Below are 26,669 nucleotides of genomic sequence, written 5' to 3' on the forward strand. Positions count from 1 at the left end.
ACGGCAGGGGCGCGCCTTTGCCATGCGCTGCCGGGCTTGGCAAGCATGCGATTCGGCAATTCAGCGGCCCGCCGTGAGCGGTGAGTGAAGTCGCCAGCCGCTCGGGTCCCCAGTAGCCTCCGCGTCAGCCGATAAGCGCGAACATGCGCGCCAGCCAACCCTTCGGCTCGACGACCCGCGCTTGCGCCTCGGCCGACGGCGGGCAGGCGAGGCAGTAGGCCTGCATTCCGCTCACCGACAGCAGCCGGTCCACGTCGCTGGCGACGCGTGCCAGCAGCGACTGCTCGCGGCGGGCGACCATGGCGAAGATGTCGCCGCTTCGTGCGCTTTCGCCCGTGATGATCTGGCGGATCAGCGAATCGTAAGCCCGCACGTCGTCGCCGAGGAATTCGAGATGCCAGCCGCCTTCCTCCAGCTTGGCCTGCTTGGCGGCCCAGGCGACCGCATCGTCAAGCCCGCCGTACTGGTCGACCAGGCCGATCTGGCGCGCGGTGCCGCCGTCCCACACGCGGCCCTGGCCGATCGCATCGACCTGCTCGGGCGTCATGCTGCGCGATTCGGCGACACGGGTCAGGAAATCGCGGTAGCCGTTCTCGATCGAGCTCTGCAGGATCGCCTCGATCTCGGGCGTAAACCCGCCGATCAGGTCGGGCTGGCCCGATAGCGGCGTGGTGCGCACGCCGTCTGCGTGGATGCCCCAATTGGCCGCTGCATTCTCGAACGTGGGAATGACCGCGAAGATGCCGATCGAGCCGGTGATCGTCTCCGGCTCGGCGAAGATGCGGTCCGCGGGGGTCGAGACCCAATAGCCGCCGCTCGCCGCGACGTTGGCCATCGAGACGACGATCGGAATGTCCTTCGCCTTGTGGCGCAGGATGCCGCGGCGGATCTCCTCCGATGCGGTGACCGAGCCGCCGGGCGAATCGACGCGTACGACCAGCGCCGCCAAATCCTCGTCGAGCGCATCGAGCAGGATGTCGCGGATGCGGTCGCCGCCCGCTGTGCCGGGCCCGGCATCGCCATCGACGATCGTCCCCGCAATCGTGACGACGCCGATTTTCTTGCCCGGCTGCTCCGGCTCGATGTCCGCCAGCCACGGGTCGAGTTCGGTGTGAGCGTACTTTCCGGGGGTGTCGTCCCAGGTGTCCGCGCCGGCGATCTCCGCCACGCGCTCGCCGAACTCGGTCTTGCTGCCCAGCTTGTCGACGAGGCCGGCTTCCATCGCGGCAGTCGCGAGATCGCCATCGGCGCCGGCGATCCATTCGGCCGGCTGCTGGGTGACGCGGTCGAGCTGAATCTGCGGCCGCGCCTTCTTCACGTTGGCCTGCCACTCTTCCCACAGCGCGCCGTAGAGCGCCTGGTAGTTCTCCCGCGCTTCGGGTGACATGTCGGTTCGCGAGTAGGGTTCGACGGCCGACTTGTACTCGCCGACCTTGTAGATGTGCGCGTTGACCTGGAGGTTCTCGAGCAGCTCGCCGAAATAGATGTTAGAACCGCCCGGTCCGGCGATGATCGCGCCGCCCAGCGGATCGACCCAGACCTCGCTGGCGTGTGAGGCAAGCATCATCGCATCGTCGCCATAGGCCACGGCATAGGTCAGCACCGGCTTGTCGGCCGCCCGCGCACGGTCGAGCGCCTCGCCGATGTCCTGCAGGTGCACCTGCCCGCCGCCCAGGAACGAGGTGAGATCGAGCACGATCGCCTTCACCCGGTCATCGGTCGCCGCCTCCTCGATCGCGCGAACGAGGTCGCGGGATTGGAACTCCGTGATCGGCGGCTCTCCGCTCAGCAGCACCGTGAACGGATCGATCTCCGACTTCTCCTCGACCACGACACCGTCAAGCTCGAGCAGCAGCGCGCCTTCGCGCACCTGGGCAGGGCTGGGCCGGGCGGTGAGGAGGGCATAGAGCGCCATGAAGAAGAGCAGCAGGAACAGGAGGCTCATCCCGTCCTTGATGCCCACCAGCAACCGCCAAACCTTGCCTGCGAAGCTCATCAGTTCGAAATCTCCGGAAGTGTCGTCCCGGCGCGGAACCTAGGGAGTGCGGGCGAAAGGTTCCACCCGAAAGCGCGCGAGCGGCAGATGAGGCTCGACGAAGGGGCTCGAACGATGCTGCCGGCCATTGCCAGCCATGGCCCGCGACCCTAAGAGCATGGCTTCAATGGCATCGACGGGCACTCACGACACACCGGGCCGCTTTCCGGCAGGCGCGCGCGCCTTTCCGCATCGCGACCTGACCGGCATCGGACATCTCGAGCGGCACGAGATCCTCTTCCTGCTGGCCGAGGCGGAGCAATGGGTGGAGCTCAATCGGCAGCCGTCCAAGCACTGCGACGAGCTGGCCGGGCTCACCATCATCAACGCCTTCTTCGAGAACTCGACACGCACGCTGCTGAGCTTCGAAATCGCGGGCAAGCGGCTCGGGGCGGACGTCGTCAACATGCACGCCGCGCAGTCGAGCGTGAAGAAGGGCGAGACGCTGATCGACACCGCGATCACCCTCAACGCCATGCGCGCCGATGCGATCGTGATCCGACACGGATCGAGCGGGGCGGTGGACCTGATCGCGAGCAAGGTCGACTGCCCGGTGCTCAATGCCGGCGACGGGCAGCACGAGCATCCGACGCAGGCGCTGCTCGATGCGCTCGCGCTGCGCCACGCGCTGGAGGATCGGGGCGAGGGGAGCGAGGACTTCACCGGGCTGACGGTGACGATCTGCGGCGACATCCTGCACAGCCGCGTCGCGCGCTCGAACGTGTTGTGCCTGCAGGCGCTCGGCGCGACGGTGCGCCTCTGTGCACCGCCTGCGCTGATGCCTGCCGGGGTCGAGGCCATGGGCGCGCAGCCGTTCCACGACTTCGATGCCGCGCTCGAGGGAGCGGACGTGGCGATGATGCTGCGGCTCCAGAACGAGCGGATGAGCGGCCAGTTCATTCCCTCCGCGCGCGAATACCACCACCTCTACGGCCTGACCCGCGAACGGCTGGAGCGCTGCGCGCCCGACGCGCTCGTCATGCACCCGGGCCCGATGAACCGCGGGGTGGAGATCGACAGCGAGGTGGCCGACATGCTCGACCGCTCGATCATCACCCGCCAGGTCGAGATGGGCGTGGCGATCCGCATGGCCTGCCTCGACGTGCTGACCCGCAAGGCGCGCGGGGTTCCAGGCTGGAACGACGGGCAATGGGTATGAAGCAGGCGCGCGCGCTCACGATCACCGGCGGCCGGCTCGTCACGCCCGAGGGCGTTCGCGCGGGCGCGATCCGGATTGCGGACGGGCAGATTGCGGGACTCGGCGAGATTGTCCCACAGGAGGGCGACGAGACGCTCGATGCAAAAGGCAGGCCCGTCGCGCCGGCGCTGATCGACTTCGGCGTCTTCGCGATCGACAAGCCGGCCTTCCGCTTCGGCGGCATTGCCCGCGCCGCGCTGATGCCGGACCAGAGCCCACCGCTCGATCTACCGAGCCGCGTTTCGTTCATCGCCAAGAGCGGCAAACCGGACCTCTGGGTCCATCCCTTCGCCGCGGCGACCCGGAGCCTCGGCGGGACCGAGCTGGCCGAGATCGCCCTGATGAAGGACGCGGGCGCGCGCGGGGTCGCGACGGGGCGCAGCTGGATCGCCGATTCGGGCGTGATGCTGCGGCTGCTGCAATATGCCGCGATGCTCGATCTCGTCGTGGTCACCCACGCGGAGGATGGCGGTCTGACGGGCTCGGCGGCGGCCACCGCCGGCGAGATCGCGACCCGCCTCGGCCTGCCCAGTGCGCCCGCGGAGGCCGAGACGCTCGCGGTCGCACGCGACATCGCGCTGGCCGAGCTGAGCGGCGCGCGGCTGCACTTGCGCCAGGTCACGACCCGCGCCGCGCTCGACCTGGTCCGCGCGGCCAAGCGCCGCGGCGTGGCGGTGACGGCCGGGGTCACGCCCGCGCACTTCATGCTGTCCGATCTCGCGACGGCCGATTTCCGCACTTTCGCGCGCCTCTCCCCGCCGCTCCGCTGCGAGGACGATCGCAAGGCGGTGATCGAGGCGATCGGCGACGGCACGATCGACGTGATCGCCTCGGGCCATGATCCGCGCGGTGCGGAAGACAAGCGACTGCCCTTCGCCGATGCCGAGCCCGGCATGGCGGGGGCCGAGACGTTGCTTGCCATGACGCTGACGCTGGTGCGCGACGGGGTGATCGACTGGTCGCGCGCCTTCGACCTGCTGGCGGGCGCGCCTGCGCGGCTGCTCGGCGTGGATGCGGGTGTCCTGCGCGAAGGCTGCGAGGCCGACGTGGCGCTGATCGACCCTGAGAAGCCGTGGATCGTCGACAGCCGCAAGATGGAGGCGACCGCCGGTAACACGCCGTTCGACGGCCAGCCGACGCAAGGCCGCGTACTTGCTCTCTTCAAGGGCGGCGTGGCGCTCTAGCGAACAGCGAAGCCCCTCCCGCGAGGAGGGAAACGTTTATCGGCTAGCCTAGCGCCGCGCCACGCGCACGCCGGTGTCGACTGCGCCCGGCAGGGGGCGGCCCTCGGCCCAGGCGAAGCAGCCCTGGCCGCGCGCCTTGACGGTCGAGCACATCGAGCGGGCGTCTGCCCGTTCGAGGCCGCCGGCAGAGACGCGGTAATAGGTCTTTCCGCGAACCTGCGCTTCGGTGACGACCATGCGGTAGCGGTCAAGACCCGGGTACTCTCGTGCATAGATACCCCAGGCGCGCCGTGCACCCTCGCGGCTCGCGAACGAGCCGAGCTGGACCAGGTGCTTGCCGTCCGCCGCCGCGAGAGCCGCGGCCGGCGTTTCCGTCGCTGCAGCGGCGTGGGGCGCGGAGCGCACCTCACGGCCCGGCGCTGCTTCCGCGCCGTAACGCGCAGGCATCTTCTGCACCACCGGGTTGGAGATGAAGGCCACCATGCTCTGGGTGATCTGCGCAGGCGTTGCACCCGCTGGCGCCGGTGCGGCGAAAGCGGTGCGCACATCGGCGGGCGCGCCGACTTGCGGCGCGGCGAGCGCGAGCTGCGGCGCGGGATCGACCGGTTCGAGTTCGCCCGCCGGCGCGGCGGATGCGAGCGCGACCGGGGCTTCCGCGGCGACGGGTTGGGCAAGCGCGGCAGCTTCGGCTGCGAGCTGTTCAGAACTGGGATGATTGCTCAGAGCAAGGCCGATCGGCTGGCCGGCATCGCGCACGACGGGCGCGCCGAGAAGCTTGGCGACGCGCGCCTGATACATCTCAGGTTGAACCGCGCGCGCCCACTCGGAGATCCGCGCACCGACCTGATCGGCCGGAACATCCTCCGCGACCATCAGCCGGGCCGCGCGCCAGTTGCCCTGGAGCGCATAGGCATAGGCGAGGTTCTGGCGCACCTTGGCGGTGTTCTGTCCGCCGCGCAGTGCATTGGCGAGCACGTTGGCGCCCTCGTCGGGCCGCCCGGCCAGTGCGAGCGCCAGGCCGAGGTCGGCCGGATCAAGGTCGTCGCGCCAATCGTCGAGCACGGCGACGGCCCTGGGATAATTGCCCACCGCGGTCTGAGCGAGCGCGTAGCTGAGCGCGGTGCGCGGCGAGTTGTCGCCGAGGGACATGGCATCCTGGAAACTGGTCGCGGCCGATTGGAAACGGCCGGCCTCGAGATAGGCGGCCCCCAGCATGGCGCGGTACTGCGCGTCACGCGGCGCGGCGAGGACAGCAGCCTCGGCATAGGCAACGGCCTTGCTGACTTGACCCTCTCCAAGCGCGCTCTGCGCCTTGCTGGCCGAAAGGGTCGCGGGCGGCGCGGCTTTCGTGGTGCAGCCGCTCAGTGACGCGGTCGCGAGCGCGGTGGTCAGCGCCAGCGCGGCGAGACGGGTGGTCTTGGCGGTACGGATCATGATTGTCCCCCCGGATCTTTCACTGTCGCTCGATCTGTGCCGCAAGGCTGTCGAGGTCGGGCATTTGGGCGAGCAGCGCGTCGAGCGCTTCGGTGACGATCTGCTGCGCGCTGCGATTGCGGACGGTGCAGGCGAGCCGCAGCTTGAGATGCCGGTCGGCGTCGAGCCGCAGCGTGAAGGCGGCGCGCTTGCCCCGCTCGAGTGCGGAGCGGCGGACGGCGGCGTCGTGCGACTCCACCGTTGCATCCATCCGTTCGGCGAGCACCGCTTGCTGCTGGCGGACCGGCGGCGGCTCCGACAAGACGTTTCCGTCGAGCTGACCATGCGCTGCATGATCGATCTCGCGCGCCTCGGCCGCGGTCGCCGGATTGGCGGGGAAGGGCGTCAACTGAAGAACCTCGGCCTCGCGCGCGGGCTCCTGGTCGGCGCCCATGTCGTTCCAGCCGAGATCCTCTATCTTGTCCGGGATGGCCGCCGCATGGCCTGCGATCAGCGCGGACTGCGGCCGCATGGCGGGCCGTGCGCCGCCCTTGCGGGCGAGCAGCGAGGAATTGAGGGAGGCGAAGCTGGCGTCGCTCATGGTGTTCCGTCCCGCCCTTACTGCGCGACCCGGCGGCCGAAGCCCCCGGCGGGGCGATGCGCGCCCGGCAGCGGAGAAATGGCGTGCGGAACGGCGAACACCGTGCGCCGGAAGTTCTTCTCGAGCCGGTCGGCGACGTAGTTCCACAGCGCAGTGACCTCGGCAGCGCTGCGGCTGTCGGGATCGACTTCCATCACCGTCCGGCCGTCGATCATCGAGGCGGCGAAGTCGGTGCGGTGGTGCAGGGTGATCGGCGCGACGGTGCCGTGCTGGCTCAATGCAACCGCAGCTTCCGACGTGATCTTGGCCTTGGGCGTGGCCCCGTTGACCACGAAGACCAGCGGCTTGCCCGCGCGTTCGCACAAGTCGACGGTGGCGCCGACGGCGCGCAAGTCGTGCGGGCTGGGACGGGTGGGCACGACGATCAGCTCGGCCACACCGATGACCGACTGGATCGCCATGGTAATCGCGGGCGGCGTGTCGATGACGGCGAGCTTGAAGCCCTGCTGCCGCAGAACCTGGAGGTCACTGGCGAGCCGCGACACGGTGGTCTGGGCGAAGGCGGGATATTCGGCTTCGCGCTCGTTCCACCAGTCGGCGAGCGAGCCTTGCGGGTCGATATCGATCAGCACCACCGGCCCGGCGCCGGCGCGCTGCGCCTGCACGGCCAGGTGACCCGACAACGTCGTCTTGCCCGATCCCCCCTTCTGCGAAGCCAATGCCAATACTCGCACAGGCCGGTCCCCCCTGCTGTTCCTGTCCTGCACCGCGCGAACGCGGGCTGGATGCCGGGATCGCAGGATACCCCTAATTTAAGGTTAACGACTGTTACCCGGTCAAGGGCGGTGGGTGAGGCAGAGTTAGAAACCTTTTGCTAACGGACCATTCACTATGTCAGTCTTTCCTGCAGGAGGGACTCGGGGGACCGAAACGGATTATGAGGTTCGCACACGCACTGTCGCTGTTCGCCGCCGGCGCTGCGCTAGCCGTAGCCGCGCCCGCGCTCGCCGATGTCAAGGCGGGGGTCGATGCGTGGAGCCGGGGGGACTACGCGGCCGCGGTGCGCGAATGGCGCAAGCCGGCGGCGCAGGGCAACCCCGACGCGCAGTTCAACATGGCGCAGGCCTATCGGCTCGGCCGCGGGGTGGAGCGCGATCCGAGCCAGGCCGAGATCTTCTACGCCAAGGCGGCCGCGCAGGGCCATATCAAGGCGGCGGACAATTACGGCCTGATGCTGTTCCAGGCGGGGCGGCGGGAAGAGGCCATGCCTTACGTCGTCGCCGCGTCCGACCGCGGCGATCCGCGCGCGCAGTACCTGATCGGCATCGCGCATTTCAACGGAGATCTGGTGGAGAAGGACTGGGTGCGCGCCTATGCGCTTCTGACGCTCGCCAACTCGGCCGGACTGCCGCAGGCGAGCCCTGCAATCCAGCAGATGGACGACTACATTCCGCTCGATCAGCGTCAGGAGGCGCAGGTACTCGCACAGCAGCTCAAGCGTGAGAGTGACGCGGTGCGGGCGCAGCAGCTTGCAGCGGCGGACCTTGCGCTTGGGAGTGATGCGGCCGCGGCTCCCGCACCTCCCATGCCACAAGCGCGGCCTCCCGTCGCGGTGGCCCCGGCCCGCGTGCCGACGCCGATCGCGCAGGCGAGCGTTCCGCCCTCCGTGGCTGCCGCCCAGGCCGCGATCGTCGAGGCGAGCCGCGTCACCGGCACGGCCAGTCCGGCCCAGGCGGGCGCCGACTACGCCCGGCCGGCTGCGGTGGCCACTGCCACCTCGCAGCCGAAACCGCAGCCGACGCCCGAACCCGAACCGGTGCGCACCGCACGGGTGACGACGGCACCCGCGCAACCGTCTCCCAATGGACTCTGGCGGGTTCAGCTCGGTGCTTTCTCTGTCGCGGGCAATGCCGACCGGTTGTGGCGCGACGTTTCGGGCCTGGCGCCGCTCTCCGGGAAGGAGAAGCTCCTCGTTCGCGCCGGTAAGCTGACGAAGCTGCAGGCCGGCGGCTTCGCGACGCGTGCGGCCGCGCAGGCGGCCTGCGGCAAGCTCAAGGCCGCCGGCAGGGCTTGTCTCGTCACGCGCTAGCTTCCCGCACAGTGCGGGGTTTCCTGCGCGCCCGCGGCTGCTAACACCCTCGCTTATCGCAGGGAGGGGAGAACCAATGGTGGGCAATCCGGACGATCCGCAGTTGCAGCATACGCCCGACCAGCCGCGGCCTCTGCCTGCCGGCGGCGCAGAGCGGATCGAAGGCCTCGACTTCATCCGTGGCATCGCCGTCATGGGCATCGTGCTCGCCAATATCGTGATCTTCGGCCAGCCGATCACCGCAGCGATGTGGCCGGGTGGCTTCATCGGGCCGGACAACGATCCCGGCGGGTGGCTCTGGGTCGCGCAGTTCGTGCTGATCGACGGCAAGATGCGCGGGCTGTTCACCCTCCTGTTTGGCGCCGGGGTCCTGCTGTTCATGGACAAGGCCGGGGCGCGCGGAGCGACCGCCTGGCTCCAGGCGCGGCGGCTGGGCTGGCTCCTCGTATTCGGTCTGCTGCACTACTTCCTGCTGTGGCAGGGCGACATCCTGACGGTCTATGCGCTCTGCGGGCTGATCGTACTCGCCTGTGTCCGATGGGACGTGCAGACCAAGCTCGTGGCCGCGCTGGTGGTCTATGTCGCGGGCGCGCTGCTGTGGACCGCGCTGTTCTATTACTTCTACCTGATTGCCGAGACCCCGCTCGGTGCGAACCCGATGCTGGCCGAGGGGCATGCCGAGATCATGGCGGCGAAGGATTTGCCTGTGGCCGACGCCGCAGCCGAGACCGCGCTCATGCAGGACGGGAGCTGGCTCGCCAATGTGTCGCACCGGCTGAGTGAGCACCGCTTCGGCTGGCTGACGGTGCTGTGGCAGGTCGCGTGGGAGACGATCCCGCTGATGCTGCTCGGCATGGCACTCTATCGGATGGGTCTGTTCGATGGGCGGCTTGATCCGCGCAAGCAGCGCCTGTGGGGATGGGCCGGCCTGCTCGGCGGGGCGTTTGCCACCCTTCTGCTCGCGCTGTGGGTGCAGGCGAAAGGGTTCACCTACTTCACGACCCTGTTCGCTTTCCTCGGCCCCTCGATGCTGACGCGCCTGCCGATGATCCTCGGGCTAGCGGCGCTGCTAGCGCTCTGGGCGCCCAAAGCGCGGGGATGGCTCGGGCAGCGAACGGTTGCTGCCGGGCGAATGGCGTTCTCGAACTACCTCGGCACGTCTTTCGTCCTGCTGTTCGTGTTTTCCGGCTGGGCACTCGACCTGTTCGGACGGCTCGACCGCCCGCAGCTCTACCTCGTCGCGCTGCTGAGCTGGGCGATCATGCTTGCCTGGTCGAAGCCGTGGCTCGCACGCTTCCGCTATGGACCACTCGAATGGCTCTGGCGCTGCCTTACTTACGGACGACTGTTTCCACTTCGGCGCTAACTGGGGTTGATATTGAGAACAGTTCGCATAAATTGGCGACTGCGAATCGATCGCAGGAGCCGCAATGTACATCTGCATCTGCAATGCCATCCGGGAATGCGACCTGCGCCGCGCCGCGCGTTGCTGTCGGGGCGATGCGGAGGCGGTCTACGCCGCAATGGGCAAGCGCCCCAACTGCGGCCAGTGCCTGGAAGAGGCGGACGAGATCCTGTTCGAGGAACGCGAAGGGGCGCTTCTCCCCGCTCGCGCAGCCTGATTCCCGCCCTCGGCTGGGCTAACGCAAATCGCTCGCAAATGGCGGAATTCCGCCATTTTTTTCGTGGTCCCGCCCTTGCCAGAGGGGTGATCGGAGCGCATAGTCGCAGGCATATTCCCCGAGCGATGGAGACGCCCCGTGAAAGGCGACGCGACAGTCATCGAGTTCCTCAACAAGGCGCTCACCAACGAACTCACCGCCATCAACCAGTACTGGCTACACTACCGCGTGCTGAAGGACTGGGGTGTCGAGCGTCTGGCTGAATATGAGCGCCAAGAATCGATCGACGAGATGAAGCACGCTGACGTTCTGGCCGAGCGGATCCTGTTTCTCGACGGGCTTCCTAACTTCCAGGCCATCCATAAGCTCAAGGTGGGCGAAACGGTCGAGGAAATCCTCAAGGCCGACCTCGCGATGGAGCAGGAGGCGATTCCGCTCCTGCGCGACGCGATCGAGCATTGCGAAAGCGTCCGCGACTACGTCAGCCGCGAGATCTTCGAACGCATTCTCGAGAGCGAGGAGGAGCATGTCGACTTCCTTGAGACCCAGTTCGACATGATCGCGCGGATGGGCCTGCAGAACTACGTCCAGTTGCAGAGCAAGCCGGCGGAGGAAGGGGACTAGAGTCAGCGCTTCTGCGCTGAGCCTTGCGTCACGCGGGGCATAGCCGTTTGAGATCTCCTGATCTCGTCATCCCAGCTTTCGCTGGGGGGCCGCGAGGGGACGAGTCTTCCCGAACCGGTTCGCTGGCTAGCTTTCGTCCCCGTTTCGGTCGAACGCCCGTGCGCCGCGCACGGCCAAGCGGGTTTCGCGGAGGAAGAAGCCTAGACCGATCAGCAGCAGCAGCATCGTCAGGATCCAAGCGATCGCGATCAAGGTGCCGATCTGCGGGCGGATGAAGGCACTGACGAACAGCAGCACGATCACCACGCTGATCACTGCGGCCGAGGCGGTGCTGAATGCCATCGCCTTTTGCACGTGTTTCCGGCGCTGCTCCAGCCACGGCAGTTCGCGCACTTCGTGATCGCCCGCCTCCCCGTCCTCGACGCGGCGGTGAATTCGCTCGATGCGCTGGGCGACCCAGATCATGCGGCTCATCATCACGTTCATGATCGCGCCGATGCCGCCGAGCAGGAACGCGGGCGCGAGCGAAAGTTGCACCATCTGCTGCACCCGCGGCGTGCTCGCAGTGCGTTCGAGCATCTCGAGGGCAAGGCTGGCGCTGGAAGAGAGCAGATCGAGCATCAATCGCTCTTGTAAGGGTTCTTAGGGCTCTTGAGAACGACCCGCACCGGCACTGCGTCGAAGCCGAGTTCGCGGCGGATGCTGTTGACCAGATAGCGCTCGTAGCTCTTGGGCAGCATGTCGAGCCGCGTGCCGAACACCACGAAGCGCGGCGGACGCGTGCTCGACTGGGTGATGTAGCGCAGCTTGATCCGCTTGCCGCCCGGCGCCGGCGGCGGATTGGCGGTCAGCGCGTCGTCGAACCAGCGGTTGAGCGCCGCAGTCGACACGCGCTTCGACCAGCTCTCGCGAATCTCGAAGGCCGCCCCAAGCATCGTGTCGAGTCCCTTACCGGTGCGGGCGCTGACCGCGAGCAGCGGTAGTCCGCGGACTTGCGCCAGCCCTTCGTTGAGCGCCTCGCGAATGCCATTGAACAGCGAGGAGGCGTTCTCGGCAATGTCCCACTTGTTGATCGCGACGATCAGCGCGCGGCCTTCCTGTAGCACCGCGTCGGCGATCTTGAGATCCTGATGCTCGAGGCCCTTGGTAGCATCGAGCAGCAGGACGACGACTTCGGCGAAGTCGACCGCGCGCCGCGCGTCGGCCACGCTGAGTTTCTCGAGCTTCTCGGTCACGCGCGCCTTCTTACGCATTCCGGCGGTGTCGATCAGGCGGACATCGCGCACTTCACCGCTTGCGGGATCGGTCCAGCGCCAGTCGACCGCGATCGAATCGCGCGTAATGCCCGCCTCTGGCCCGGTGAGCAGGCGGTCTTCGCCGAGCAGGCGGTTGATCAGCGTGGACTTGCCAGCATTCGGCCGTCCGACGATTGCGAGCTTGAGCGGGCCGAGCGGGGCGTCCTCGTCGAATTCCGCGCCATCGCCCGCTTCCGCATCGGCAATGTCCTTGCGCTCCGCTTTCTCGCCGATGATCGGCCACAGCGCGCCGAACAGATCGGCGATGCCTTCTCCGTGCTCGGCCGACAGAGCGACGGGCTCGCCGAAACCGAGCGACCATGCCTCGATCGCCCCCGCCTCGCCAGACGCCCCTTCGGCCTTGTTGGCGACCGGCACCACGGGCACGGTCTGACTGCGCAGCCAGCGCGCGATTTCCTCGTCCAGCGGAGTAAGCCCGGCGCGCGCGTCGATCACGAACAGCGCCGCATCGGCGCCTTCCAGGCTGACCTCGGTCTGCCGGCGCATGCGGCCGGGCAGGGTTTCGGGATCGTCGTCCTCCCACCCGGCCGTATCGACGACGGTGAACTCCAGCCCGGCGATGGTCGCATCGCCGAAACGCCGGTCGCGCGTCACGCCCGGCTGATCGTCGACCAGCGCCAGGCGCTTGCCCACCAGCCGGTTGAACAGCGTGGACTTGCCGACGTTGGGACGGCCGATGATGATGACTTGCGGCTTCTTGACCATTACGGGGCGCAGGTGGAGCCTATTGCGGCGCTTGGCAAGCGCGCTCGGCCCACTCAGCACAAAGGTAAAGATCCGTTAACCATAACCGGCAGGGCCGCGTTAACGATAATTCGGCAGCTTCCTGCCGCATGAGGGCAAATCTCTGGATCCTGGCCGCAGCGGGCCTCTGCGCCTTTCACGCGCCGGCGCTGGCGGATGCCAGCGTAGGGTTTGATCGGCCGAGCCGCGACGAGCTGCCGGCTTATCTCCAGTGCGTGCCCTATGCGCGCGAGCTCTCGGGCGTTCAGATTTATGGCGATGCGCACACTTGGTGGAATCAGTCCGCGGGCCGTTACGAGCGAGGCGACGAGCCGCGCGTGGGCGCGGTGATGGCGTTCGTTCCGCATGGCAGCATGCGGCTCGGGCACGTCGCGACGGTGAGTCAGGTGGTCGACAGCCGTACGGTACTGCTGGATCATGCCAACTGGTCGCCGATCAACGGCCGCCGTGGGCAGATCGAGCGCGACGTGAAGGCCGTCGACGTCTCGCCGGCCAACGACTGGAGTCAGGTGCGCGTCTGGTACGGTCCGATCCAGGCGCTCGGCACCACGGTCTGGCCGGTCCACGGATTCATTTACGGCGAGGAGGCCCGGTTCCCGGAAACGCGCCTCGCCGCAGCTCCCCCATCGCGCGTGGCGCCATCCCCCCCGGCGCCCGCGCGACCCCATTCTGCCGCGCCCTCGCGTACGTTCCTGAACGCCTTTGCCGGATTGACGACGCCTGCCGCCGATGCTCGCGGGAACCTCGCTGCGCGGACTCCGGCGCGAACGCCGGCGGAGAAGGTCATGCCGCGGCGCAAGGCGGCTTCGGCACCGCGCGATCCGATCGCGGCGGCGGTCGCCCGCTACGGCAACTGAGCCGCTTCAGGCTTTCGCCACGGGCGCGTCGTCGCCCAGATCCTCGTACCACGCTTCGACCGGTCCGCTGAGCTTGATGGTCAGCGGCTGCCCCTTGCGGTCCATCGCCTTCCCCGCCTGTACGCGGACCCAACCTTCAGAGATCGAGTACTCCTCGATGTCCGTCCGCTGGCGGCCCTTGAAGCGGATGCCGATTCCGCGCCGGAGCTTGTCGGCATCGAAGTGTTCGCTGCGCGGATTGACCGACAGGCGGTCAGGCGGGGTGTCGTTGCTGGTCTCGTCGCTCATGCGCGCGCCCTAGTCCGGCGCCGCGGGCGCTGCAATATTCAATCGCCGGCTCAGTCAGGAGGCGGCGGCGTTTCGATCGGGCTGCGGTCCGGCCGGTCGAAATCGGGATTGGGTTGTTCGATCTCGTCCGGCTCCTGCATCGGGTCTTCCAGCGGAGGGCTGTCGGGCGGCGTTTCGGGCGGAGAGCCGGGTTCGATTCTATCGGGCGCGGGATCGGGCTGGGTGGCCATGGGAGAAATTCCTTCGTGCGGTGCGTCGTGCGAAACCAACGTCCCGCGCGGCCGCTGCGTTCCGCAGCCGCGCGCCGCAAATCGCAGCGCTTGCCCTTTTCGGCCCGCCCTTCTAAGGGCGCTCCCCTGTTCGCGTGGGTTTCCCGCGCGCGGCTTCGTTCGGGTTGCGGGCGTGGCGGAACTGGTAGACGCGCTGGTTTTAGGTACCAGTATCGAAAGATGTGGGGGTTCGAGTCCCTTCGCCCGCACCAGTGACCGGCCCCGACGCCCTTCGATAAATTGTGATTTTAAAAAGGCTTAAGTTCGCACATGCAGATCAAAGAGACCACCGCCGAGGGCCTCAAGCGCGGCTTCCAGCTCACCATCCCGGCCGGTGACATCGAGGCCAAGGTCGATGCGGAGGTGAAGAAGATCGCCCCGCAGGTGCGCATGCCGGGCTTCCGCCCGGGCAAAGTGCCCGCCAACCTGGTCCGCAAGATGCATGGCGAGAACGTTCATGCCCAAGTCTTCAACGATGCGATTCGCGGCTCGGTCGACGAGCTGATCCGCGAGAAGAAGCTCCGCCCGGCGATGCAGCCGAAGGTCGAGCTCGGCGAAGGCTACGAGCAGGGCAAGGATGCGGTGCTCGACGTCGAGCTCGAAGTCCTGCCCGAGATCGAGGCGCCCGAGATCGGAGGCATCGCGCTCGAGCGTCTGGTCGTGCCGGTCAGCGACAAGGAAGTCGACGAGGCGCTAGAGCGCATTGCCGGCCAGCAGAAGAGCTACAAGGACGCGCCGAAGACCAAGAAGGCGGCCGAGGGTGACCAGATCATCATCGACTTCGTCGGCTCGATCGACGGTGTGGAGTTCGAAGGCGGCAAGGCCGAGGACGCACCGCTCGTGCTCGGCGCAGGCCAGTTCATTCCCGGCTTCGAAGAGCAGCTCACCGGTGTGAAAACGGGTGACGAGAAGACGATCACCGTCACGTTCCCGGCCGATTATCCCGCCGAACACCTCAAGGGCAAGGAAGCCCAGTTCGCCGTTACGGTGAAGCAGGTAAAGGTCGAAGGCGAGACCAAGATCGACGACGATTTCGCCAAGAACCTGGGTCTCGAAGGGCTCGACCAGCTCAAGGGTCTGTTGCGCGGCCAAGTCGAGCAGGAGACTGCCGGGCTCACCCGCACGCAGATGAAGCGTCAGCTTCTCGATCAGCTTGCCGCGGGCCACGACTTCGCCGTGCCGCAGGGCATGGTGGAGGCTGAGTTCGAGCAGATTTGGGCGCAGCTCCAGCAGGAGGCCTCTCGCGACGAGGATCCGGCCAAGGCGCTCAAGGAAATCGAGGCGGAGAAGGACGACTATCGCAAGATCGCCGAACGCCGCGTGCGTCTCGGCCTCCTGCTCAGCGAGATCGGCCAGAAGAACGGCGTCGAGGTCAGCCAGCAGGAAATGAGCATGCTCGTCCAGCAGGCCGCGCAGCAGTACCGCGCCGAGGACCGCCAGCGCTTCGTCGAATACATCCAGTCCGACCCGATGGCCGCCGCGCAGCTACGCGCGCCGCTTTACGAGGACAAGGTCGTCGACTTCCTGTTCGACAAGGCCGAGATTTCCGAGCGCGAAGTGACGCGAGAGGAGCTCGAAGCCGCGATCGAGGCGGAAGAGACCGAGCCTGCCGAGACGCCGGCCGCGAAGAAGAAGGCGCCTGCCAAGAAGCCCGCCGCCAAGAAGAGCGCGGCCAAGGACGAAGGCGAGGAGAAAGCCCCGGCCAAGAAGCCGGCGGCCAAGAAGGCTCCCGCCAAGAAGGAAGCAGCGAAGGACGAGGCCAAGAAGGCCCCAGCCAAGAAAGCCGCCGCCAAGTCCGACGACGAGGCTCCGGCTGCCAAGAAGCCGGCCGCCAAGAAGGCGCCCGCCAAGAAGGCTGCTGCCAAGAAGTGATCGTTCGGCCATTTGCCGGGTGACGAACAGGGGCGGCGGGCGTGTCTCGCCGCCTTTTCTCGTCCGGGGAGCGGTCGGCGGCACACGGGCGACGGTGCTGATTTCCCCGGCCGCAAGGTTAATCCCCTTGAACATCGCGCCGGCTATCGCGACATAGCCGGTCGCACTTCTGACGAGAGGAAATTTCCGCATGATCGACCTGTTCGGCACCGATGCCCACACTTCGCAGGGCCAGTTCACCCGCGATCCGGTGACGGGCGCGCTGGTGCCGGTGGTTGTCGAGCAGACCAGCCGCGGCGAGCGCAGCTTCGACATCTTCAGCCGCCTGCTGCGCGAGCGGATCGTGTTCGTGACCGGTCAGGTCGAGGACAACATGGCCTCGCTGATCGTGGCCCAGTTGCTGTTCCTCGAAAGCGAGAACCCCTCGAAGCCGATCTCCATGTACATCAACTCGCCCGGCGGCGTGGTGACGGCCGGTATGGCGATCCACGACACCATGCAGTACATCAAGCCGCGCGTTTCGACCGTCTGCGTCGGCCAGGCGGCTTCGATGGGCAGCTTCCTGCTTGCGGCGGGCGAGCCCGGCATGCGCATCGCACTGCCCAACGCGCGGATCATGGTCCACCAGCCTTCGGGCGGCGCGCGCGGCATGGCGAGCGACATCGAGATCCAGGCGCGCGAGATCCTGCGCATCCGCCAGCGGATGAATGACCTCTACGTGAAATACACCGGTCAGAGCCTTTCCGACATCGAGAAGGCAATGGACCGCGATACCTTCCTCGAAGCCGACGAAGCGATGAAGTTCGGCATCGTTGACAAGGTGTTCGAGACCCGGCCTGAGAATGAAGAGCCGGGTGACGAGACGGGGTCCGGCGGAGCGCCGGAGTAACCGATCCTTCCGGGCACAAAACCCGGCGCAGGGCGGTTGATATAGCATTCGGGCAACCCTGCCACTTCAGCTTGTGGCAATACGTGAATGCTAGACCCGATGTGTTGATTAATGACCAGCCGGCTTTAGAGTCGGCCGAATCCGGCCTTGGAATTCGGGCCGGGGGTTCGGGAACCACGGGAAATGACCAAGTTGAGCGGAACCGATAGCAAGTCCACGCTGTACTGCAGCTTCTGCGGCAAATCGCAGCACGAGGTGAGGAAACTCATCGCGGGGCCGACGGTGTTCATCTGCGACGAATGCGTCGAGCTGTGCAACGACATCATTCGCGAAGAGACCAAGGCCGGGCTGACGGGTCGCAAGGAAGGGGAAGTCCCGACTCCGAACGACATCTTCGTGACCTTGAACGATTACGTGATCGGGCAGGACCGCGCAAAGCGCGTACTGTCGGTCGCGGTGCACAACCACTACAAGCGGCTCAAGCATTCGGGCAAGGCGGGCGACGTCGAGCTGGCGAAGTCCAACATCCTGCTCGTTGGCCCCACTGGCTCGGGCAAGACGCTGCTGGCGCAGACGCTGGCGCGCACGTTCGACGTGCCGTTCACGATGGCCGATGCCACGACTCTGACCGAAGCGGGCTATGTCGGCGAGGATGTCGAGAACATCATTCTCAAGCTGCTCCAGTCGAGCGATTACAACGTCGACAAGGCGCAGCACGGCATCGTCTACATCGACGAGATCGACAAGATCACGCGCAAGGCGGAGAATCCGTCGATCACCCGCGACGTTTCGGGCGAGGGCGTGCAGCAGGCGCTGCTCAAGCTGATGGAAGGCACCACCGCCTCCGTCCCGCCGCAGGGCGGTCGCAAGCATCCGCAGCAGGAATTCCTGCAGGTCGACACGACCAACATCCTGTTCATCTGCGGCGGCGCTTTCGCCGGCCTCGAGAAGATCATCGCCGACCGCTTGCAGAAGCGCTCGATCGGCTTTGGCGCGCATGTCGCCGATCCGGACAAGCGCCGCGTGGGCGAACTGCTCGAGAAGTGCGAGCCGGAAGACCTGCTCAAGTTCGGCCTGATCCCCGAATTCGTCGGCCGCCTGCCGGTGATTGCCACCCTGCGCGACCTCGACGTGTCCGCGCTGGTGAAGATCCTCAGCGAACCGAAGAACGCGCTGGTCAAGCAGTACTGCAAGCTGTTCGAGCTCGAGGATGTCGACTTGACCTTCACCGACGATGCCCTCGAAACGATCGCGGAACGGGCGATCAAGCGCAAGACCGGTGCGCGCGGCCTGCGCTCGATCGTCGAAGGCATTCTACTCGATACGATGTTCGACCTGCCCGACATGGATGGGGTGAGCGAGATCGTGATCGACAAGGACGTGGTCGAAGGCCGCAAGGAGCCGATTCGGGTGCTTGGCGGCGAGAAGAAAGAAGCGGCGGCCTGACAGCCCCGCACCGCGGCGCACGCGCTGCGGACATAATCGGTCCCTGACGGACCGTTTATCGCCTTACCGGGCGCAAGTGGCGCAGCACGCGGTTGCGCCCCGGGTCGGGCCGCTTTCGGGCCCGGGCCGCAGACTGTCACGCGAATACGAGGAATTCTCGAATATGGCCACCAACGCACAGCTCGCGGCGAAGCTTCTGCGCGACGCGAGCGGCTTCTTCCGCAATGTCGGCGAACAGAATCCGCAGCTCCAGCAGCAGATGGACGACAACGCGCAGGTTTACGAGCAGGTCGCCGAACTCGTTGAGAGCGATCCGACGGGCGAACTGCCCGACCAGCAGCAGGGCTAACGCGCTAGCAGCTATGGGCGGAAGATAGCGCGCAGTCGGCATCGCGCTCAATCTGGATCGTCGCATGACCGATCCCGTGCCGGTGCTGCAACTCATGCGCAATCTCGCGCAGGAAATCGTCCCCGGGGTGGCCGGCAGGCATGACGAGATGCGCGGTCATCGCGGTTTCGGTCGTGCTCATCGGCCAGATATGCAGGTCATGAACCGCCGCCACCCCGGACAGACGACCGAGATAGGTGCGCACGTCGGCTTCCGAGATACCTTCGGGCACGGCCAGCAGGCCCATCTTCACGCTGTCTTTCAGCAGTCCCCAGGTGCCCCAGGCGATCACTGCCACGATCAGCAGGCTGGTCACAGGGTCAATCCAGGTCGCGCCCGTCAGCAGGATCGCCACGCCCGCGATCACTACGCCCAGCGAGACCAGCGCATCGGCGACCATGTGCAGGAAGGCGCCGCGGATATTCAGATCGTCGTGCCGGCCGCGCAGGAATAGCAGCGCGGTCGCCGTATTGATCACGATCCCGACGCTTGCGACCGCGATCATGGTCCACCCTTCCACCTCGGCCGGGTTGGTCAGGCGGTTGAGCGTTTCGAACAGGATCGCGCCGATCGCGACCAGCAGCAGCCCCGCATTGGCCATGGCGGCCAGGATGGTCGAGCTCTTGTAACCGTAAGTGAACTTGCCGGACGGCGGCTTGCGCGCGGCCGTAGCGGCGGCCCAGGCGAGCAGAAGGCTCAGCACGTCCGACAGGTTGTGTCCGGCGTCGGCCACCAGCGCCATCGACCCGGAAAGGAAGCCGTAGGCCGCCTCGACCAGCACGAAGGCGCCGTTGAGCACGATGCCGATGGCAAAGGCGCGGCCGAAGTCTGCCGGCGCATGCGCATGGCCATGGCCATGCGAATGCCCGTGCGAATGTCCGTGACTGTGAGAGTGACCCGCGCCCATTGCGGTCACTCATAGACACAGGCGTCGAGCCCGTCACGCCCGACCACGCCCATGCGCGCAGCAATCGTATTGCCGTAGCGCCGCGTGAAGCCGGCCGGGTTCACCACCGAACGCTGCTTGGGCAGCGGCAGCGCGGCCGCCATACGTGCGGCCTCGGTGCGGCTGAGACGGGCGGCGGAGTGGTTGAAATAGCGCTGCGCGCCGGCCTCGGCGCCGTAGGTCCCGATCCCGGTCTCGGCGACGTTCAGGTAGACCTCCATGATCCGCCGCTTGCCCCAGACGGTCTCGATCAGAAGAGTGAACCAGGCTTCCAGCCCCTTCCGGAAAAAGCCGCCGTCCTGCCACAGGAAGACGTTCTTGGCGGTCTGCTGGCTGATCGTCGACGCGCCGCGGATGCGCCCGCCTTGCGCATTGTGCTGAATGGCCTTCTCGATCGCTTCGGTGTCGAAGCCGTTGTGGCTGCAGAATTTGCCGTCCTCCGCCGCGATCACCGCGGCGACCAGGTTTCGGTCGATGTTCGAGAGCGGCTCCCAGTCCTTCGTCATGCCGTGCTCGTCCAGCAGCATGGTCACGGTCACCGGCGGGGGCACGAATCTGTAGACGACGACCAGCAGGAGGCTGAGCCCCACGAACCACAGAACCAGCTTGGCGAGCAGCATCAGGAACCAGCGCATGGGGAAACCGGATAAGGACGGCAGGGGCCGTGCGCAATCGCCTTACTTGCGTGCGTCGAATGTGGCCCGGGCAGCTTCGATCTTCTCGATGTTGCGCTCCGCCCAGTGCCATACGCCGCAGAACGCTTCGGCGAGGTCATGCCCGAGGTCCGTCAGCCGGTATTCGACCCGCGGGGGAACCTCCGCATGGACGGTGCGTGTCACCAACCCTTCACGCTCCATCTGGCGCAGGGTTTGCGTCAGCATCTTCTGGCTGATTCCCGGCACCGCGCGGCCGATTGCGCTGAAGCGCTGCTCGCCTGCTTCCTCCAGCGCCTCCAGCACCAGCAGAGTCCACTTGTCGGCGACGCGGCCGATCGTTTCGTCGACCAGCGCGTCGACGCGCGGATCCGAATGATAGCTCGTGTGCGGCGGTTTTCCCATTTCTTTCCTTTTTGTAACTACCGCACGTTCAGGTGCCTACTTCCCATTGGAGAGTATTGGCCTAGATGGGGTGCCTCTCCAACGCAAGCAAAGAAGGCTCCCTCCCATGAAGACCAGTGGAAACACCATTCTCGTCACCGGCGGCGGCAGCGGAATCGGCCGTGAACTCGCACGGCTCTGGCACGATCTGGGCAATACCGTGATTGTCGCCGGCCGTAGCGAAGGCCCGCTAGCCGAGACCGCCGAAGGCCACGCGAACATCCATCCAATGGCGCTCGACGTGACCGACCCCGCCGACATCCAACGCTTCGCCAGCGATGTCGTGGCGCGCTTCCCCGCACTCAACGTGCTGGTGAACAATGCCGGGATCATGCGCTACGAAGATCTCGCGGCCAGACGCGACCTAGCCGACGTGGAGGCGACGGTCGTCACCAACCTCCTCGGCCCGATCCGGCTGACCGACGGGCTCGTCGAGCATCTGAAGGGGCAGAATGGCGCGGCAATCATCAATGTCAGCTCGGGCCTCGCCTTCGTGCCGATGCCCAAAGCGGCGACCTACTCGGCGACCAAGGCGGCGATTCACAGCTACACGATCTCGCTGCGCGCCAAGCTGGAGGGTGCGGTCGAGGTGATCGAGATCGTGCCGCCCGCGGTGCAGACCGAACTGACCCCCGGCCAGTCGACCCGCGAGGGCTACCTGCCGCTCGACACCTATATCGATCAGGTGATGGCCCAGTTCGAAAGCGGTGCTCCGCCCGCCGAGGTCTGCGTGCCCAACGTCCTGGTGCTTCGCGATGCGGAGAAGGAGGGACGGTTCGACGAAGCCCTGGCGATCACCAAGAGCTTCTGATTGCCGGGGTCGGGCGCTCGCGCGTCAATCGGGGAAGCGCACCACGCTGTTCGCCTCGGGCATGGACGGGCCCGGCGCCGGCCGAGCCGGCTGCCAAGGACCGCTGCCGAGGTCGGCGATCGAGGCATATCGGCCGATGACCTTGGCGCCTTCGATGAGGAAGGGCAGGCCCTCCGCCGCAAGAGGCGAGGGGCGTGATGCGACATGGAAGTGAAGATGCGGGGAGGTGCCCTGTCCGGTCAGCCCGAGACGAGCGATCACCTGCCCGCGCTTCACCCTGTCGCCGGGCTTCACCAGAAGGCCCGGCTGCAGATGCTCGAAGAAGGCAAAGCGGCCGTCTCCCAGATCAAGGGCGATGAAGTTGCCCGTCGCATCGCCGATCGAGACGCGCGGCAGGTCGGCACGCAATAGCGGTTCGGTAAATTCGTCGCGAGTCGCCGCAACGACCGCGTCGGCCACCGCCAGCACTTCCGCGCCATATCCGAGCGAGTCGGCCAACGTCTTGCCGTCGGAGCGATCGAGCCGCCCCTGCGCGTCCGCCTTCATCCAGTCGATCGCAAACCTGCCGGGGATGGTCGCCTGTCCGGCCGTGGCATAGACCACGCGGCGGTGGCCGCGCTCCATCGCGGGCGCATAGACGGCGACCCACGGTCCTCCGCGCAAGGGCGGGCCCAGGATCGGCAGCGGGCGTGTGTCCACCTCGATCCGGCCGGCATCTATCACTGCCGCGCCGTCCTTGCTCGTAACCGCGACCTTGTGTGCCAGGCTCGCCGGGATGCCGGACCCACTCAGCGGAACGTCGAGATAGACGATCGTGCGCGCTCCAGGCGCGATAGTGCGACCGTCCGCCTCACTCGAAGGGACCCCGCCGAGCGCTGCGGCGAGCCGATCGCCGGAAAGGGCCAGCAGATGCGCGCCCGTCGCACCCTCCTCGACCGTCAATTCGTCCAAAGTCAGGGGCGCCGACGAAAAATTCGTCAGGTGCAGCTCATAGATGAGATGCTGGCGGTCGCCGATACGGACGGGAGCCGGGCGGTAAGGCAGTTCCGCATCGAACGCCTGAATAGTGGCAGGCGTCGGGACCGGGGGCGCCGGTTGCGCAGCCGCCGCCAGACCAATAACTGCCGGCAAGAGAAGAACGGTCGCCGCGCGACGCCCATACGAAAGGCGCCACGGGCGAACCATTCAGCTTACGCGATGCCCGGCAGCAGCCGTTCGCCGGCGATCCGCTGCATCGCCTTCTGCAGCTTCTCGAACGCGCGCACCTCGATCTGGCGGATGCGTTCGCGGCTGACGTCGTAGACCTGGCTCAGTTCCTCCAGCGTCTGCGGACTTTCCGTCAGGCGCCGCTCGGTGAGGATGTGCTTCTCGCGCTCGTTCAGGCTGTCCATCGCCTCGACCAGCATTTCGTGGCGCACGTGCGCCTCTTCGGCTTCGGCAACGGTCTCGTCCTGCAGCGGACGGTCGTCAGTGAGCCAGTCCTGCCACTCGCCCGAACCTTCCTCGCCGCCGCGCATGGGCGTGTTCAGCGATCCGTCGCCGCCCATCATCATGCGGCGATTCATGTTGATCACTTCCTGCTCGGGCACGCCGAGGTCGGTCGCGATCTTGGCGACATCGTCCGGATGAAGATCGCTGTCCTCGTAAGCCTCGAGGTTCTTCTTCATCCGCCGCAGGTTGAAGAACAGCTTCTTCTGCGCCGCGGTGGTGCCCATCTTCACGAGCGACCACGAACGGAGAATAAACTCCTGGATCGAGGCCTTGATCCACCACATCGCGTAAGTCGCGAGGCGGAAGCCGCGATCGGGCTCGAACTTCTTGACGCCCTGCATCAGGCCGACGTTGCCTTCGGAAATGAGGTCGCTGACCGGCAGGCCGTAGCCGCGGTAGCCCATGGCGATCTTGGCCACGAGCCGGAGGTGGCTGGTGACGAGCTGCGCCGCAGCCTCAGAATCCTCGTGCTCTTCGTAGCGCTTGGCGAGCATGTATTCCTGCTCGGCCGTCAGCACCGGAAACTTCTTGATCTCGGCGAGATAGCGGTTGAGGCTCTGCTCACCGCCGAGCGCCGGAACTGTCAATGCTTTGTTGTTGCTCACGTCTACCCTGACCTTTCTCGTGTCGACCGCGCGGTGACGGACCCCTCATGGGCATCCGCGGTGCGGGCCACGCATTCGTATATAGGACGGTGTTCGGGCGGATTGAACCGACTTTCATCGATTTCAACGAGCGGTTTCGTCGATGAGTTCCCGCATGTCCCCCGGCAGTTCGGCCCGGAAATCCACCCTTTCGCCCGTGATCGGATGATCGAACCCGAGCAACGCCGCGTGAAGCGCCTGCCGGGCGAAACCGAGCTGCTTGAGAAGGGGACGGAGCCCTGCCGGTGTGCGTCCATAAGTTTGGTCTCCCAATAACGGATGACCGATTGACGCACAGTGAACGCGTACCTGGTGCGTGCGCCCCGTTTCCAGGCGGCATTCGATCAGCGCGCAACTGCGCAGCAATTTCAGTGTCTTGTAATGCGTCACCGCGTGCTTCCCGCGGGTCGAGTCCGGCGACAGCACCGCCATCTTCTTGCGGTTCGCGTCGGACCGGCCGATTCGCCCCGAGATCGTGCCCATCGGCGGCGCCGGATGGCCGGCGCAGACGGCCAGATAGGCACGGGTGATCGAGTGGTCGGCGAACTGCCGCGCCAGCCCCTCATGCGCCGCATCGGTCTTGGCGACGACCAGCAGGCCCGAGGTGTCCTTGTCGATCCGGTGCACGATGCCCGGCCGCGCCACGCCGTTGATGCCCGACAATTGCCCGCGGCAATGGTGCAGCAGGGCGTTGACCAGCGTCCCATCCGGGTTTCCGGCCGCGGGGTGCACCACCAGCCCCGCTGGCTTGTTCACGACGATCAGATGATCGTCCTCGAACACCACGTCTAGCGGGATATCCTGCGCCTCGGCCGCAAGCGGTTCGGGCGGGGGAACGTCGATGGAAAATGCCGCGCCGTCGCCGGTCCTCGCCGAAGCGCTGCGCACCACGGCGCCGCCGACCTTTACCCGGCCTTCGCCGATGAGCCCCTTGATCCGCTCGCGCGACAGCCCCGACGCGTCGGCCAGCGCCTTGTCGAGGCGGAGACCGGGCGCGAGAAATCCGCCGATGACTTGATCGTCCGCCATGCTAGGCCAATGCGCGATGATTGCCGAAGTCACAAGTGCGGTCCTGGAGCGCATTCTCGCCGAGGCGGCTGCGGCGCACCCGCGCGAATGCTGTGGTATTCTGCTGGGCGAGGACACGGCCATTCGCGCCCTCCAACCCGCGCGCAACCTCCACCCGGCGCCCGAGACGCATTTCGAGATAGATCCGCGCGCGCTGATCGATGCGCACCGGGCGGCGCGCGCGGGCGGGCCGCAGGTCGCAGGATACTACCACTCCCATCCGCACGGCCCGGCCGAACCGTCTGCCACCGACCGAGCCATGGCAGCGCGCGACGGCCGCATCTGGGCGATCGCCGGCGAAGGCGAGGTACGGTTCTGGCGCGACGACGAAGCGGGCTTCGAACCGCTTTCCCTGCGAGTCATTGATCGGTAAGGCAGCGGTTAGCCAGACTTTCGCTGAACGGGACCACGTTTCTCAATCTATGACCGATTCCGACGCCATCGACCTCGCCAGCATGCTCTGTTCGCGCCTGTGTCACGACATGCTCAGCCCGGTCGGGGCGCTTTCCAACGGGCTCGAGCTCCTCGCCGGGGAGAAGGACCCGGAGATGCGCCAGCGCTGCTTCGAACTGCTCGAGCAGAGCGCGCAGATCAGCGCCGACAAGCTCAAGTTCTTCCGCCTCGCCTACGGTGCGGCCGGGGGGTTCGGCGATCTGGTCGAGGTGGCCGAGGCCCGCGCAGTGATCGACGCGCTGGCGCGCGATGCGAAGCGCGTCGCAGTGAACTGGGCGCTTGCCGAAAGCCGCCTGTCCAAGCCCGCGGTAAAGGTGCTGCTCAACTTCGCCCACATGGGCATCGAAGCGCTCGTGCGCGGCGGTACGATCGACATCGGGGCGGAAGTGCGGGAAGGCGCGACCGAGATCGTCGTCCGCGCTGCCGGCGCCAGGATCGCGTTCGACGAGACGATCGGCGCGGCGCTCGAAGGCAATCTGTCGAAGGACAAGCTCTCCAGCCGCACCGCCCCGGCGCACTTGCTCTGCCTGCTGGCCGACCACGCCGGCGGCGGACTGCAGTATCGGCAGACCGCCGACGCACTGGTTCTCGGAGCGGTGCTGCCGAACGGCTGATGGACGAACTCGTCCACCACGAGCGGCTGTCGCCCAATTTCAACGAGCGAACGCTGCCGATCTCGATGGTGGTGATCCATTACACCGAGATGGAAAGCGCCGAGGCCGCGCTCGATCGGCTGTGCGATCCGGATGCGGGCGTGAGCGCGCATTATCTGATCTCGGAAGCCGGCGAGGTCACGCGGCTGGTGCCGGAGGACAAGCGCGCCTGGCATGCGGGAGCGTCCTACTGGCGCGGCCATAGGGACGTGAATTCGGCGAGCATCGGGATCGAACTCGACCATCCCGGGCATGCGCTCGGCTACCGCGAGTTCTCGGAAGCGCAGTTTGCGGCGCTCGTTCCGCTTGTCGCGCGGATCGTGAAGGATCACGACATTCCGCGCGCCAACGTCGTCGGCCATTCCGACGTCGCACCCGCGCGCAAGATCGATCCGGGCGAGCTGTTTCCGTGGGACCGGCTCGCCGGGTACGGCCTGTGCCTGGCGCGTCCGGAGAAGCTCGAACTGGGCGATCCGTTCGACAACGACGGCGCATTCTACCTCGCGCTCGAGCGCTTCGGTTACGAGGTGACCGACGGGCGCAAGGCGGTCGAGGCGTTCCAGCGCCGCTGGCGGCCGGAGCGGATCGACGGGGAGATCGACGGGCAGGTCCGGGCGATCTTGTTCCAGCTCCTCTTGGATCGCGACCGCGGACACGCTAGATAGGGGTGG

The 26,669-nt window shown here is 66.7% G+C and carries 29 protein-coding genes and 1 tRNA gene; 16 read left to right on the forward strand and 14 right to left on the reverse strand.

The window, feature by feature from the left end:
* Positions 1-124: 124 nt before the first annotated feature.
* Positions 125-1,996 (reverse strand): signal peptide peptidase SppA, encoded by a 1,872-nt coding sequence (gene sppA / locus AC3A5N_RS09310; protein WP_487737041.1) that lies wholly within the window; start codon positions 1,994-1,996, stop codon positions 125-127.
* A 166-nt stretch (positions 1,997-2,162) separates the two neighbouring features.
* On the opposite strand from sppA, the gene AC3A5N_RS09315 reads away from it, so the two are divergent.
* Positions 2,163-3,194 carry an aspartate carbamoyltransferase catalytic subunit gene (locus tag AC3A5N_RS09315; RefSeq protein WP_487737203.1) on the forward strand — a complete coding sequence of 344 codons (1,032 nt, stop codon included), beginning with the start codon at positions 2,163-2,165 and terminating at the stop codon, positions 3,192-3,194.
* The gene (locus AC3A5N_RS09320) at positions 3,191-4,417 is read left to right on the forward strand and encodes a dihydroorotase (protein WP_487737204.1); all 1,227 of its coding nucleotides are present in this window, start codon (positions 3,191-3,193) and stop codon (positions 4,415-4,417) included. The genes AC3A5N_RS09315 and AC3A5N_RS09320 overlap by 4 nt, the downstream gene beginning before the upstream one ends.
* Positions 4,418-4,465: 48 nt before the next feature.
* Here AC3A5N_RS09320 and AC3A5N_RS09325 read toward each other — a convergent pair whose 3' ends face one another.
* From AC3A5N_RS09325 to AC3A5N_RS09335, 3 genes are read right to left on the reverse strand one after another with little or no spacing between them, the layout of a single operon-like run.
* Positions 4,466-5,851 carry an SPOR domain-containing protein gene (locus tag AC3A5N_RS09325; protein WP_487737042.1) on the reverse strand — a complete coding sequence of 462 codons (1,386 nt, stop codon included), beginning with the start codon at positions 5,849-5,851 and terminating at the stop codon, positions 4,466-4,468.
* A 19-nt stretch (positions 5,852-5,870) separates the two neighbouring features.
* Positions 5,871-6,431 carry a hypothetical protein gene (locus AC3A5N_RS09330; RefSeq protein ID WP_487737043.1) on the reverse strand — a complete coding sequence of 187 codons (561 nt, stop codon included), beginning with the start codon at positions 6,429-6,431 and terminating at the stop codon, positions 5,871-5,873.
* Between the two features lie 17 nt (positions 6,432-6,448).
* The gene (locus AC3A5N_RS09335) at positions 6,449-7,165 is read right to left on the reverse strand and encodes an AAA family ATPase (protein WP_487737044.1); all 717 of its coding nucleotides are present in this window, start codon (positions 7,163-7,165) and stop codon (positions 6,449-6,451) included.
* 203 nt (positions 7,166-7,368) lie between these two features.
* Here AC3A5N_RS09335 and AC3A5N_RS09340 point away from each other — a divergent pair, with 203 nt between their 5' ends.
* The 4 genes from AC3A5N_RS09340 to bfr all read left to right on the forward strand — a co-directional run bounded on the left by AC3A5N_RS09340 (position 7,369) and on the right by bfr (position 10,766).
* Positions 7,369-8,520 (forward strand): SPOR domain-containing protein, encoded by a 1,152-nt coding sequence (locus tag AC3A5N_RS09340; RefSeq protein WP_487737045.1) that lies wholly within the window; start codon positions 7,369-7,371, stop codon positions 8,518-8,520.
* A gap of 76 nt (positions 8,521-8,596) precedes the next feature.
* Positions 8,597-9,886, forward strand: coding sequence for a DUF418 domain-containing protein (locus AC3A5N_RS09345; protein WP_487737046.1), 1,290 nt, complete (start codon positions 8,597-8,599; stop codon positions 9,884-9,886).
* 64 nt (positions 9,887-9,950) lie between these two features.
* Positions 9,951-10,142, forward strand: a complete 192-nt coding sequence (locus tag AC3A5N_RS09350) for a (2Fe-2S)-binding protein (RefSeq protein ID WP_487737047.1) — start codon at positions 9,951-9,953, stop codon at positions 10,140-10,142.
* A 138-nt stretch (positions 10,143-10,280) separates the two neighbouring features.
* A complete protein-coding gene (gene bfr, locus AC3A5N_RS09355) occupies positions 10,281-10,766 on the forward strand; it encodes a bacterioferritin (RefSeq protein WP_487737048.1) in 486 nt (161 codons plus the stop codon).
* Between the two features lie 126 nt (positions 10,767-10,892).
* Here bfr and AC3A5N_RS09360 read toward each other — a convergent pair whose 3' ends face one another.
* Positions 10,893-11,387: a DUF2721 domain-containing protein gene (locus tag AC3A5N_RS09360; RefSeq protein ID WP_487737049.1), complete on the reverse strand. Its 495-nt coding sequence runs from the start codon at positions 11,385-11,387 to the stop codon at positions 10,893-10,895.
* Positions 11,387-12,787: a ribosome biogenesis GTPase Der gene (gene der, locus AC3A5N_RS09365; RefSeq protein WP_487737050.1), complete on the reverse strand. Its 1,401-nt coding sequence runs from the start codon at positions 12,785-12,787 to the stop codon at positions 11,387-11,389. The genes AC3A5N_RS09360 and der overlap by 1 nt, the downstream gene beginning before the upstream one ends.
* Positions 12,788-12,915: 128 nt before the next feature.
* Here der and AC3A5N_RS09370 point away from each other — a divergent pair, with 128 nt between their 5' ends.
* Positions 12,916-13,683, forward strand: a complete 768-nt coding sequence (locus tag AC3A5N_RS09370) for a CHAP domain-containing protein (protein ID WP_487737051.1) — start codon at positions 12,916-12,918, stop codon at positions 13,681-13,683.
* A gap of 6 nt (positions 13,684-13,689) precedes the next feature.
* On the opposite strand, the gene AC3A5N_RS09375 is transcribed toward AC3A5N_RS09370, so the two are convergent.
* Together AC3A5N_RS09375 and AC3A5N_RS09380 are read right to left on the reverse strand one after the other, a co-directional pair.
* Positions 13,690-13,971, reverse strand: coding sequence for a DUF3297 family protein (locus AC3A5N_RS09375; RefSeq protein ID WP_487737052.1), 282 nt, complete (start codon positions 13,969-13,971; stop codon positions 13,690-13,692).
* Positions 13,972-14,021: 50 nt separating this feature from the next.
* The gene (locus AC3A5N_RS09380) at positions 14,022-14,201 is read right to left on the reverse strand and encodes a hypothetical protein (RefSeq protein WP_487737053.1); all 180 of its coding nucleotides are present in this window, start codon (positions 14,199-14,201) and stop codon (positions 14,022-14,024) included.
* Positions 14,202-14,367: 166 nt separating this feature from the next.
* Between AC3A5N_RS09380 and AC3A5N_RS09385 the strand changes: the two genes are divergently transcribed.
* The 5 genes from AC3A5N_RS09385 to AC3A5N_RS09405 all read left to right on the forward strand — a co-directional run bounded on the left by AC3A5N_RS09385 (position 14,368) and on the right by AC3A5N_RS09405 (position 18,796).
* A tRNA-Leu gene (locus tag AC3A5N_RS09385) sits at positions 14,368-14,452 on the forward strand.
* Positions 14,453-14,510: 58 nt separating this feature from the next.
* On the forward strand, positions 14,511-16,112 hold the full coding sequence (tig, locus tag AC3A5N_RS09390) for a trigger factor (protein ID WP_487737054.1): 1,602 nt from the start codon (positions 14,511-14,513) through the stop codon (positions 16,110-16,112).
* A 190-nt stretch (positions 16,113-16,302) separates the two neighbouring features.
* Entirely contained in the window at positions 16,303-17,001 is a 699-nt protein-coding gene (locus tag AC3A5N_RS09395) for an ATP-dependent Clp protease proteolytic subunit (protein ID WP_487737055.1), read from the forward strand.
* A 183-nt stretch (positions 17,002-17,184) separates the two neighbouring features.
* The gene (gene clpX / locus AC3A5N_RS09400) at positions 17,185-18,447 is read left to right on the forward strand and encodes an ATP-dependent Clp protease ATP-binding subunit ClpX (protein WP_487737056.1); all 1,263 of its coding nucleotides are present in this window, start codon (positions 17,185-17,187) and stop codon (positions 18,445-18,447) included.
* A gap of 163 nt (positions 18,448-18,610) precedes the next feature.
* A complete protein-coding gene (locus AC3A5N_RS09405; protein WP_487737057.1) occupies positions 18,611-18,796 on the forward strand; it encodes a hypothetical protein in 186 nt (61 codons plus the stop codon).
* Between the two features lie 4 nt (positions 18,797-18,800).
* On the opposite strand, the gene AC3A5N_RS09410 is transcribed toward AC3A5N_RS09405, so the two are convergent.
* The 3 genes from AC3A5N_RS09410 to AC3A5N_RS09420 are packed head-to-tail and all read right to left on the reverse strand — an operon-like array spanning position 18,801 to position 20,839.
* The gene (locus tag AC3A5N_RS09410) at positions 18,801-19,742 is read right to left on the reverse strand and encodes a cation diffusion facilitator family transporter (protein ID WP_487737058.1); all 942 of its coding nucleotides are present in this window, start codon (positions 19,740-19,742) and stop codon (positions 18,801-18,803) included.
* Positions 19,743-19,747: 5 nt separating this feature from the next.
* Positions 19,748-20,416, reverse strand: a complete 669-nt coding sequence (mtgA, locus tag AC3A5N_RS09415; RefSeq protein WP_487737059.1) for a monofunctional biosynthetic peptidoglycan transglycosylase — start codon at positions 20,414-20,416, stop codon at positions 19,748-19,750.
* Between the two features lie 42 nt (positions 20,417-20,458).
* On the reverse strand, positions 20,459-20,839 hold the full coding sequence (locus tag AC3A5N_RS09420; protein ID WP_487737060.1) for a winged helix-turn-helix transcriptional regulator: 381 nt from the start codon (positions 20,837-20,839) through the stop codon (positions 20,459-20,461).
* A 106-nt stretch (positions 20,840-20,945) separates the two neighbouring features.
* Here AC3A5N_RS09420 and AC3A5N_RS09425 point away from each other — a divergent pair, with 106 nt between their 5' ends.
* On the forward strand, positions 20,946-21,689 hold the full coding sequence (locus AC3A5N_RS09425; protein ID WP_487737061.1) for an SDR family oxidoreductase: 744 nt from the start codon (positions 20,946-20,948) through the stop codon (positions 21,687-21,689).
* Positions 21,690-21,713: 24 nt separating this feature from the next.
* Here AC3A5N_RS09425 and AC3A5N_RS09430 read toward each other — a convergent pair whose 3' ends face one another.
* The 3 genes from AC3A5N_RS09430 to AC3A5N_RS09440 all read right to left on the reverse strand — a co-directional run bounded on the left by AC3A5N_RS09430 (position 21,714) and on the right by AC3A5N_RS09440 (position 24,853).
* On the reverse strand, positions 21,714-22,820 hold the full coding sequence (locus tag AC3A5N_RS09430; RefSeq protein WP_487737062.1) for a M23 family metallopeptidase: 1,107 nt from the start codon (positions 22,818-22,820) through the stop codon (positions 21,714-21,716).
* Between the two features lie 59 nt (positions 22,821-22,879).
* Positions 22,880-23,785, reverse strand: coding sequence for an RNA polymerase sigma factor RpoH (rpoH, locus tag AC3A5N_RS09435; RefSeq protein WP_487737063.1), 906 nt, complete (start codon positions 23,783-23,785; stop codon positions 22,880-22,882).
* A gap of 123 nt (positions 23,786-23,908) precedes the next feature.
* Positions 23,909-24,853 (reverse strand): RluA family pseudouridine synthase, encoded by a 945-nt coding sequence (locus AC3A5N_RS09440; protein WP_487737064.1) that lies wholly within the window; start codon positions 24,851-24,853, stop codon positions 23,909-23,911.
* A 16-nt stretch (positions 24,854-24,869) separates the two neighbouring features.
* Between AC3A5N_RS09440 and AC3A5N_RS09445 the strand changes: the two genes are divergently transcribed.
* From AC3A5N_RS09445 to AC3A5N_RS09455, 3 genes are read left to right on the forward strand one after another with little or no spacing between them, the layout of a single operon-like run.
* Positions 24,870-25,265, forward strand: coding sequence for a M67 family metallopeptidase (locus tag AC3A5N_RS09445; RefSeq protein WP_487737065.1), 396 nt, complete (start codon positions 24,870-24,872; stop codon positions 25,263-25,265).
* A 49-nt stretch (positions 25,266-25,314) separates the two neighbouring features.
* Positions 25,315-25,959 (forward strand): histidine phosphotransferase family protein, encoded by a 645-nt coding sequence (locus AC3A5N_RS09450; protein WP_487737066.1) that lies wholly within the window; start codon positions 25,315-25,317, stop codon positions 25,957-25,959.
* Positions 25,959-26,663, forward strand: coding sequence for an N-acetylmuramoyl-L-alanine amidase (locus AC3A5N_RS09455; protein ID WP_487737067.1), 705 nt, complete (start codon positions 25,959-25,961; stop codon positions 26,661-26,663). The genes AC3A5N_RS09450 and AC3A5N_RS09455 overlap by 1 nt, the downstream gene beginning before the upstream one ends.
* Positions 26,664-26,669 lie beyond the last annotated feature (6 nt).

Source organism: Pelagerythrobacter sp. Soil_C_18 (genome assembly GCF_057657235.1).

Bases quoted from the DNA above. Each gene is read 5' to 3' on its own strand.
- AC3A5N_RS09345 (WP_487737046.1), top strand. From the start codon at position 8,597: ATGGTGGGCAATCCGGACGATCCGCAGTTGCAGCATACGCCCGACCAG.
- der (WP_487737050.1), bottom strand. From the start codon at position 12,787: ATGGTCAAGAAGCCGCAAGTCATCATCATCGGCCGTCCCAACGTCGGC.
- AC3A5N_RS09380 (WP_487737053.1), bottom strand. From the start codon at position 14,201: ATGGCCACCCAGCCCGATCCCGCGCCCGATAGAATCGAACCCGGCTCT.
- AC3A5N_RS09315 (WP_487737203.1), top strand. From the start codon at position 2,163: ATGGCATCGACGGGCACTCACGACACACCGGGCCGCTTTCCGGCAGGC.
- clpX (WP_487737056.1), top strand. From the start codon at position 17,185: ATGACCAAGTTGAGCGGAACCGATAGCAAGTCCACGCTGTACTGCAGC.
- AC3A5N_RS09360 (WP_487737049.1), bottom strand. From the start codon at position 11,387: ATGCTCGATCTGCTCTCTTCCAGCGCCAGCCTTGCCCTCGAGATGCTC.
- AC3A5N_RS09350 (WP_487737047.1), top strand. From the start codon at position 9,951: ATGTACATCTGCATCTGCAATGCCATCCGGGAATGCGACCTGCGCCGC.
- AC3A5N_RS09440 (WP_487737064.1), bottom strand. From the start codon at position 24,853: ATGGCGGACGATCAAGTCATCGGCGGATTTCTCGCGCCCGGTCTCCGC.
- AC3A5N_RS09340 (WP_487737045.1), top strand. From the start codon at position 7,369: ATGAGGTTCGCACACGCACTGTCGCTGTTCGCCGCCGGCGCTGCGCTA.
- AC3A5N_RS09325 (WP_487737042.1), bottom strand. From the start codon at position 5,851: ATGATCCGTACCGCCAAGACCACCCGTCTCGCCGCGCTGGCGCTGACC.
- AC3A5N_RS09395 (WP_487737055.1), top strand. From the start codon at position 16,303: ATGATCGACCTGTTCGGCACCGATGCCCACACTTCGCAGGGCCAGTTC.
- mtgA (WP_487737059.1), bottom strand. From the start codon at position 20,416: ATGCGCTGGTTCCTGATGCTGCTCGCCAAGCTGGTTCTGTGGTTCGTG.
- AC3A5N_RS09410 (WP_487737058.1), bottom strand. From the start codon at position 19,742: ATGGGCGCGGGTCACTCTCACAGTCACGGACATTCGCACGGGCATTCG.
- AC3A5N_RS09455 (WP_487737067.1), top strand. From the start codon at position 25,959: ATGGACGAACTCGTCCACCACGAGCGGCTGTCGCCCAATTTCAACGAG.
- AC3A5N_RS09450 (WP_487737066.1), top strand. From the start codon at position 25,315: ATGACCGATTCCGACGCCATCGACCTCGCCAGCATGCTCTGTTCGCGC.
- AC3A5N_RS09330 (WP_487737043.1), bottom strand. From the start codon at position 6,431: ATGAGCGACGCCAGCTTCGCCTCCCTCAATTCCTCGCTGCTCGCCCGC.
- AC3A5N_RS09405 (WP_487737057.1), top strand. From the start codon at position 18,611: ATGGCCACCAACGCACAGCTCGCGGCGAAGCTTCTGCGCGACGCGAGC.
- tig (WP_487737054.1), top strand. From the start codon at position 14,511: ATGCAGATCAAAGAGACCACCGCCGAGGGCCTCAAGCGCGGCTTCCAG.
- AC3A5N_RS09370 (WP_487737051.1), top strand. From the start codon at position 12,916: ATGAGGGCAAATCTCTGGATCCTGGCCGCAGCGGGCCTCTGCGCCTTT.
- AC3A5N_RS09425 (WP_487737061.1), top strand. From the start codon at position 20,946: ATGAAGACCAGTGGAAACACCATTCTCGTCACCGGCGGCGGCAGCGGA.
- AC3A5N_RS09375 (WP_487737052.1), bottom strand. From the start codon at position 13,971: ATGAGCGACGAGACCAGCAACGACACCCCGCCTGACCGCCTGTCGGTC.
- AC3A5N_RS09320 (WP_487737204.1), top strand. From the start codon at position 3,191: ATGAAGCAGGCGCGCGCGCTCACGATCACCGGCGGCCGGCTCGTCACG.
- sppA (WP_487737041.1), bottom strand. From the start codon at position 1,996: ATGAGCTTCGCAGGCAAGGTTTGGCGGTTGCTGGTGGGCATCAAGGAC.
- AC3A5N_RS09420 (WP_487737060.1), bottom strand. From the start codon at position 20,839: ATGGGAAAACCGCCGCACACGAGCTATCATTCGGATCCGCGCGTCGAC.
- AC3A5N_RS09445 (WP_487737065.1), top strand. From the start codon at position 24,870: ATGATTGCCGAAGTCACAAGTGCGGTCCTGGAGCGCATTCTCGCCGAG.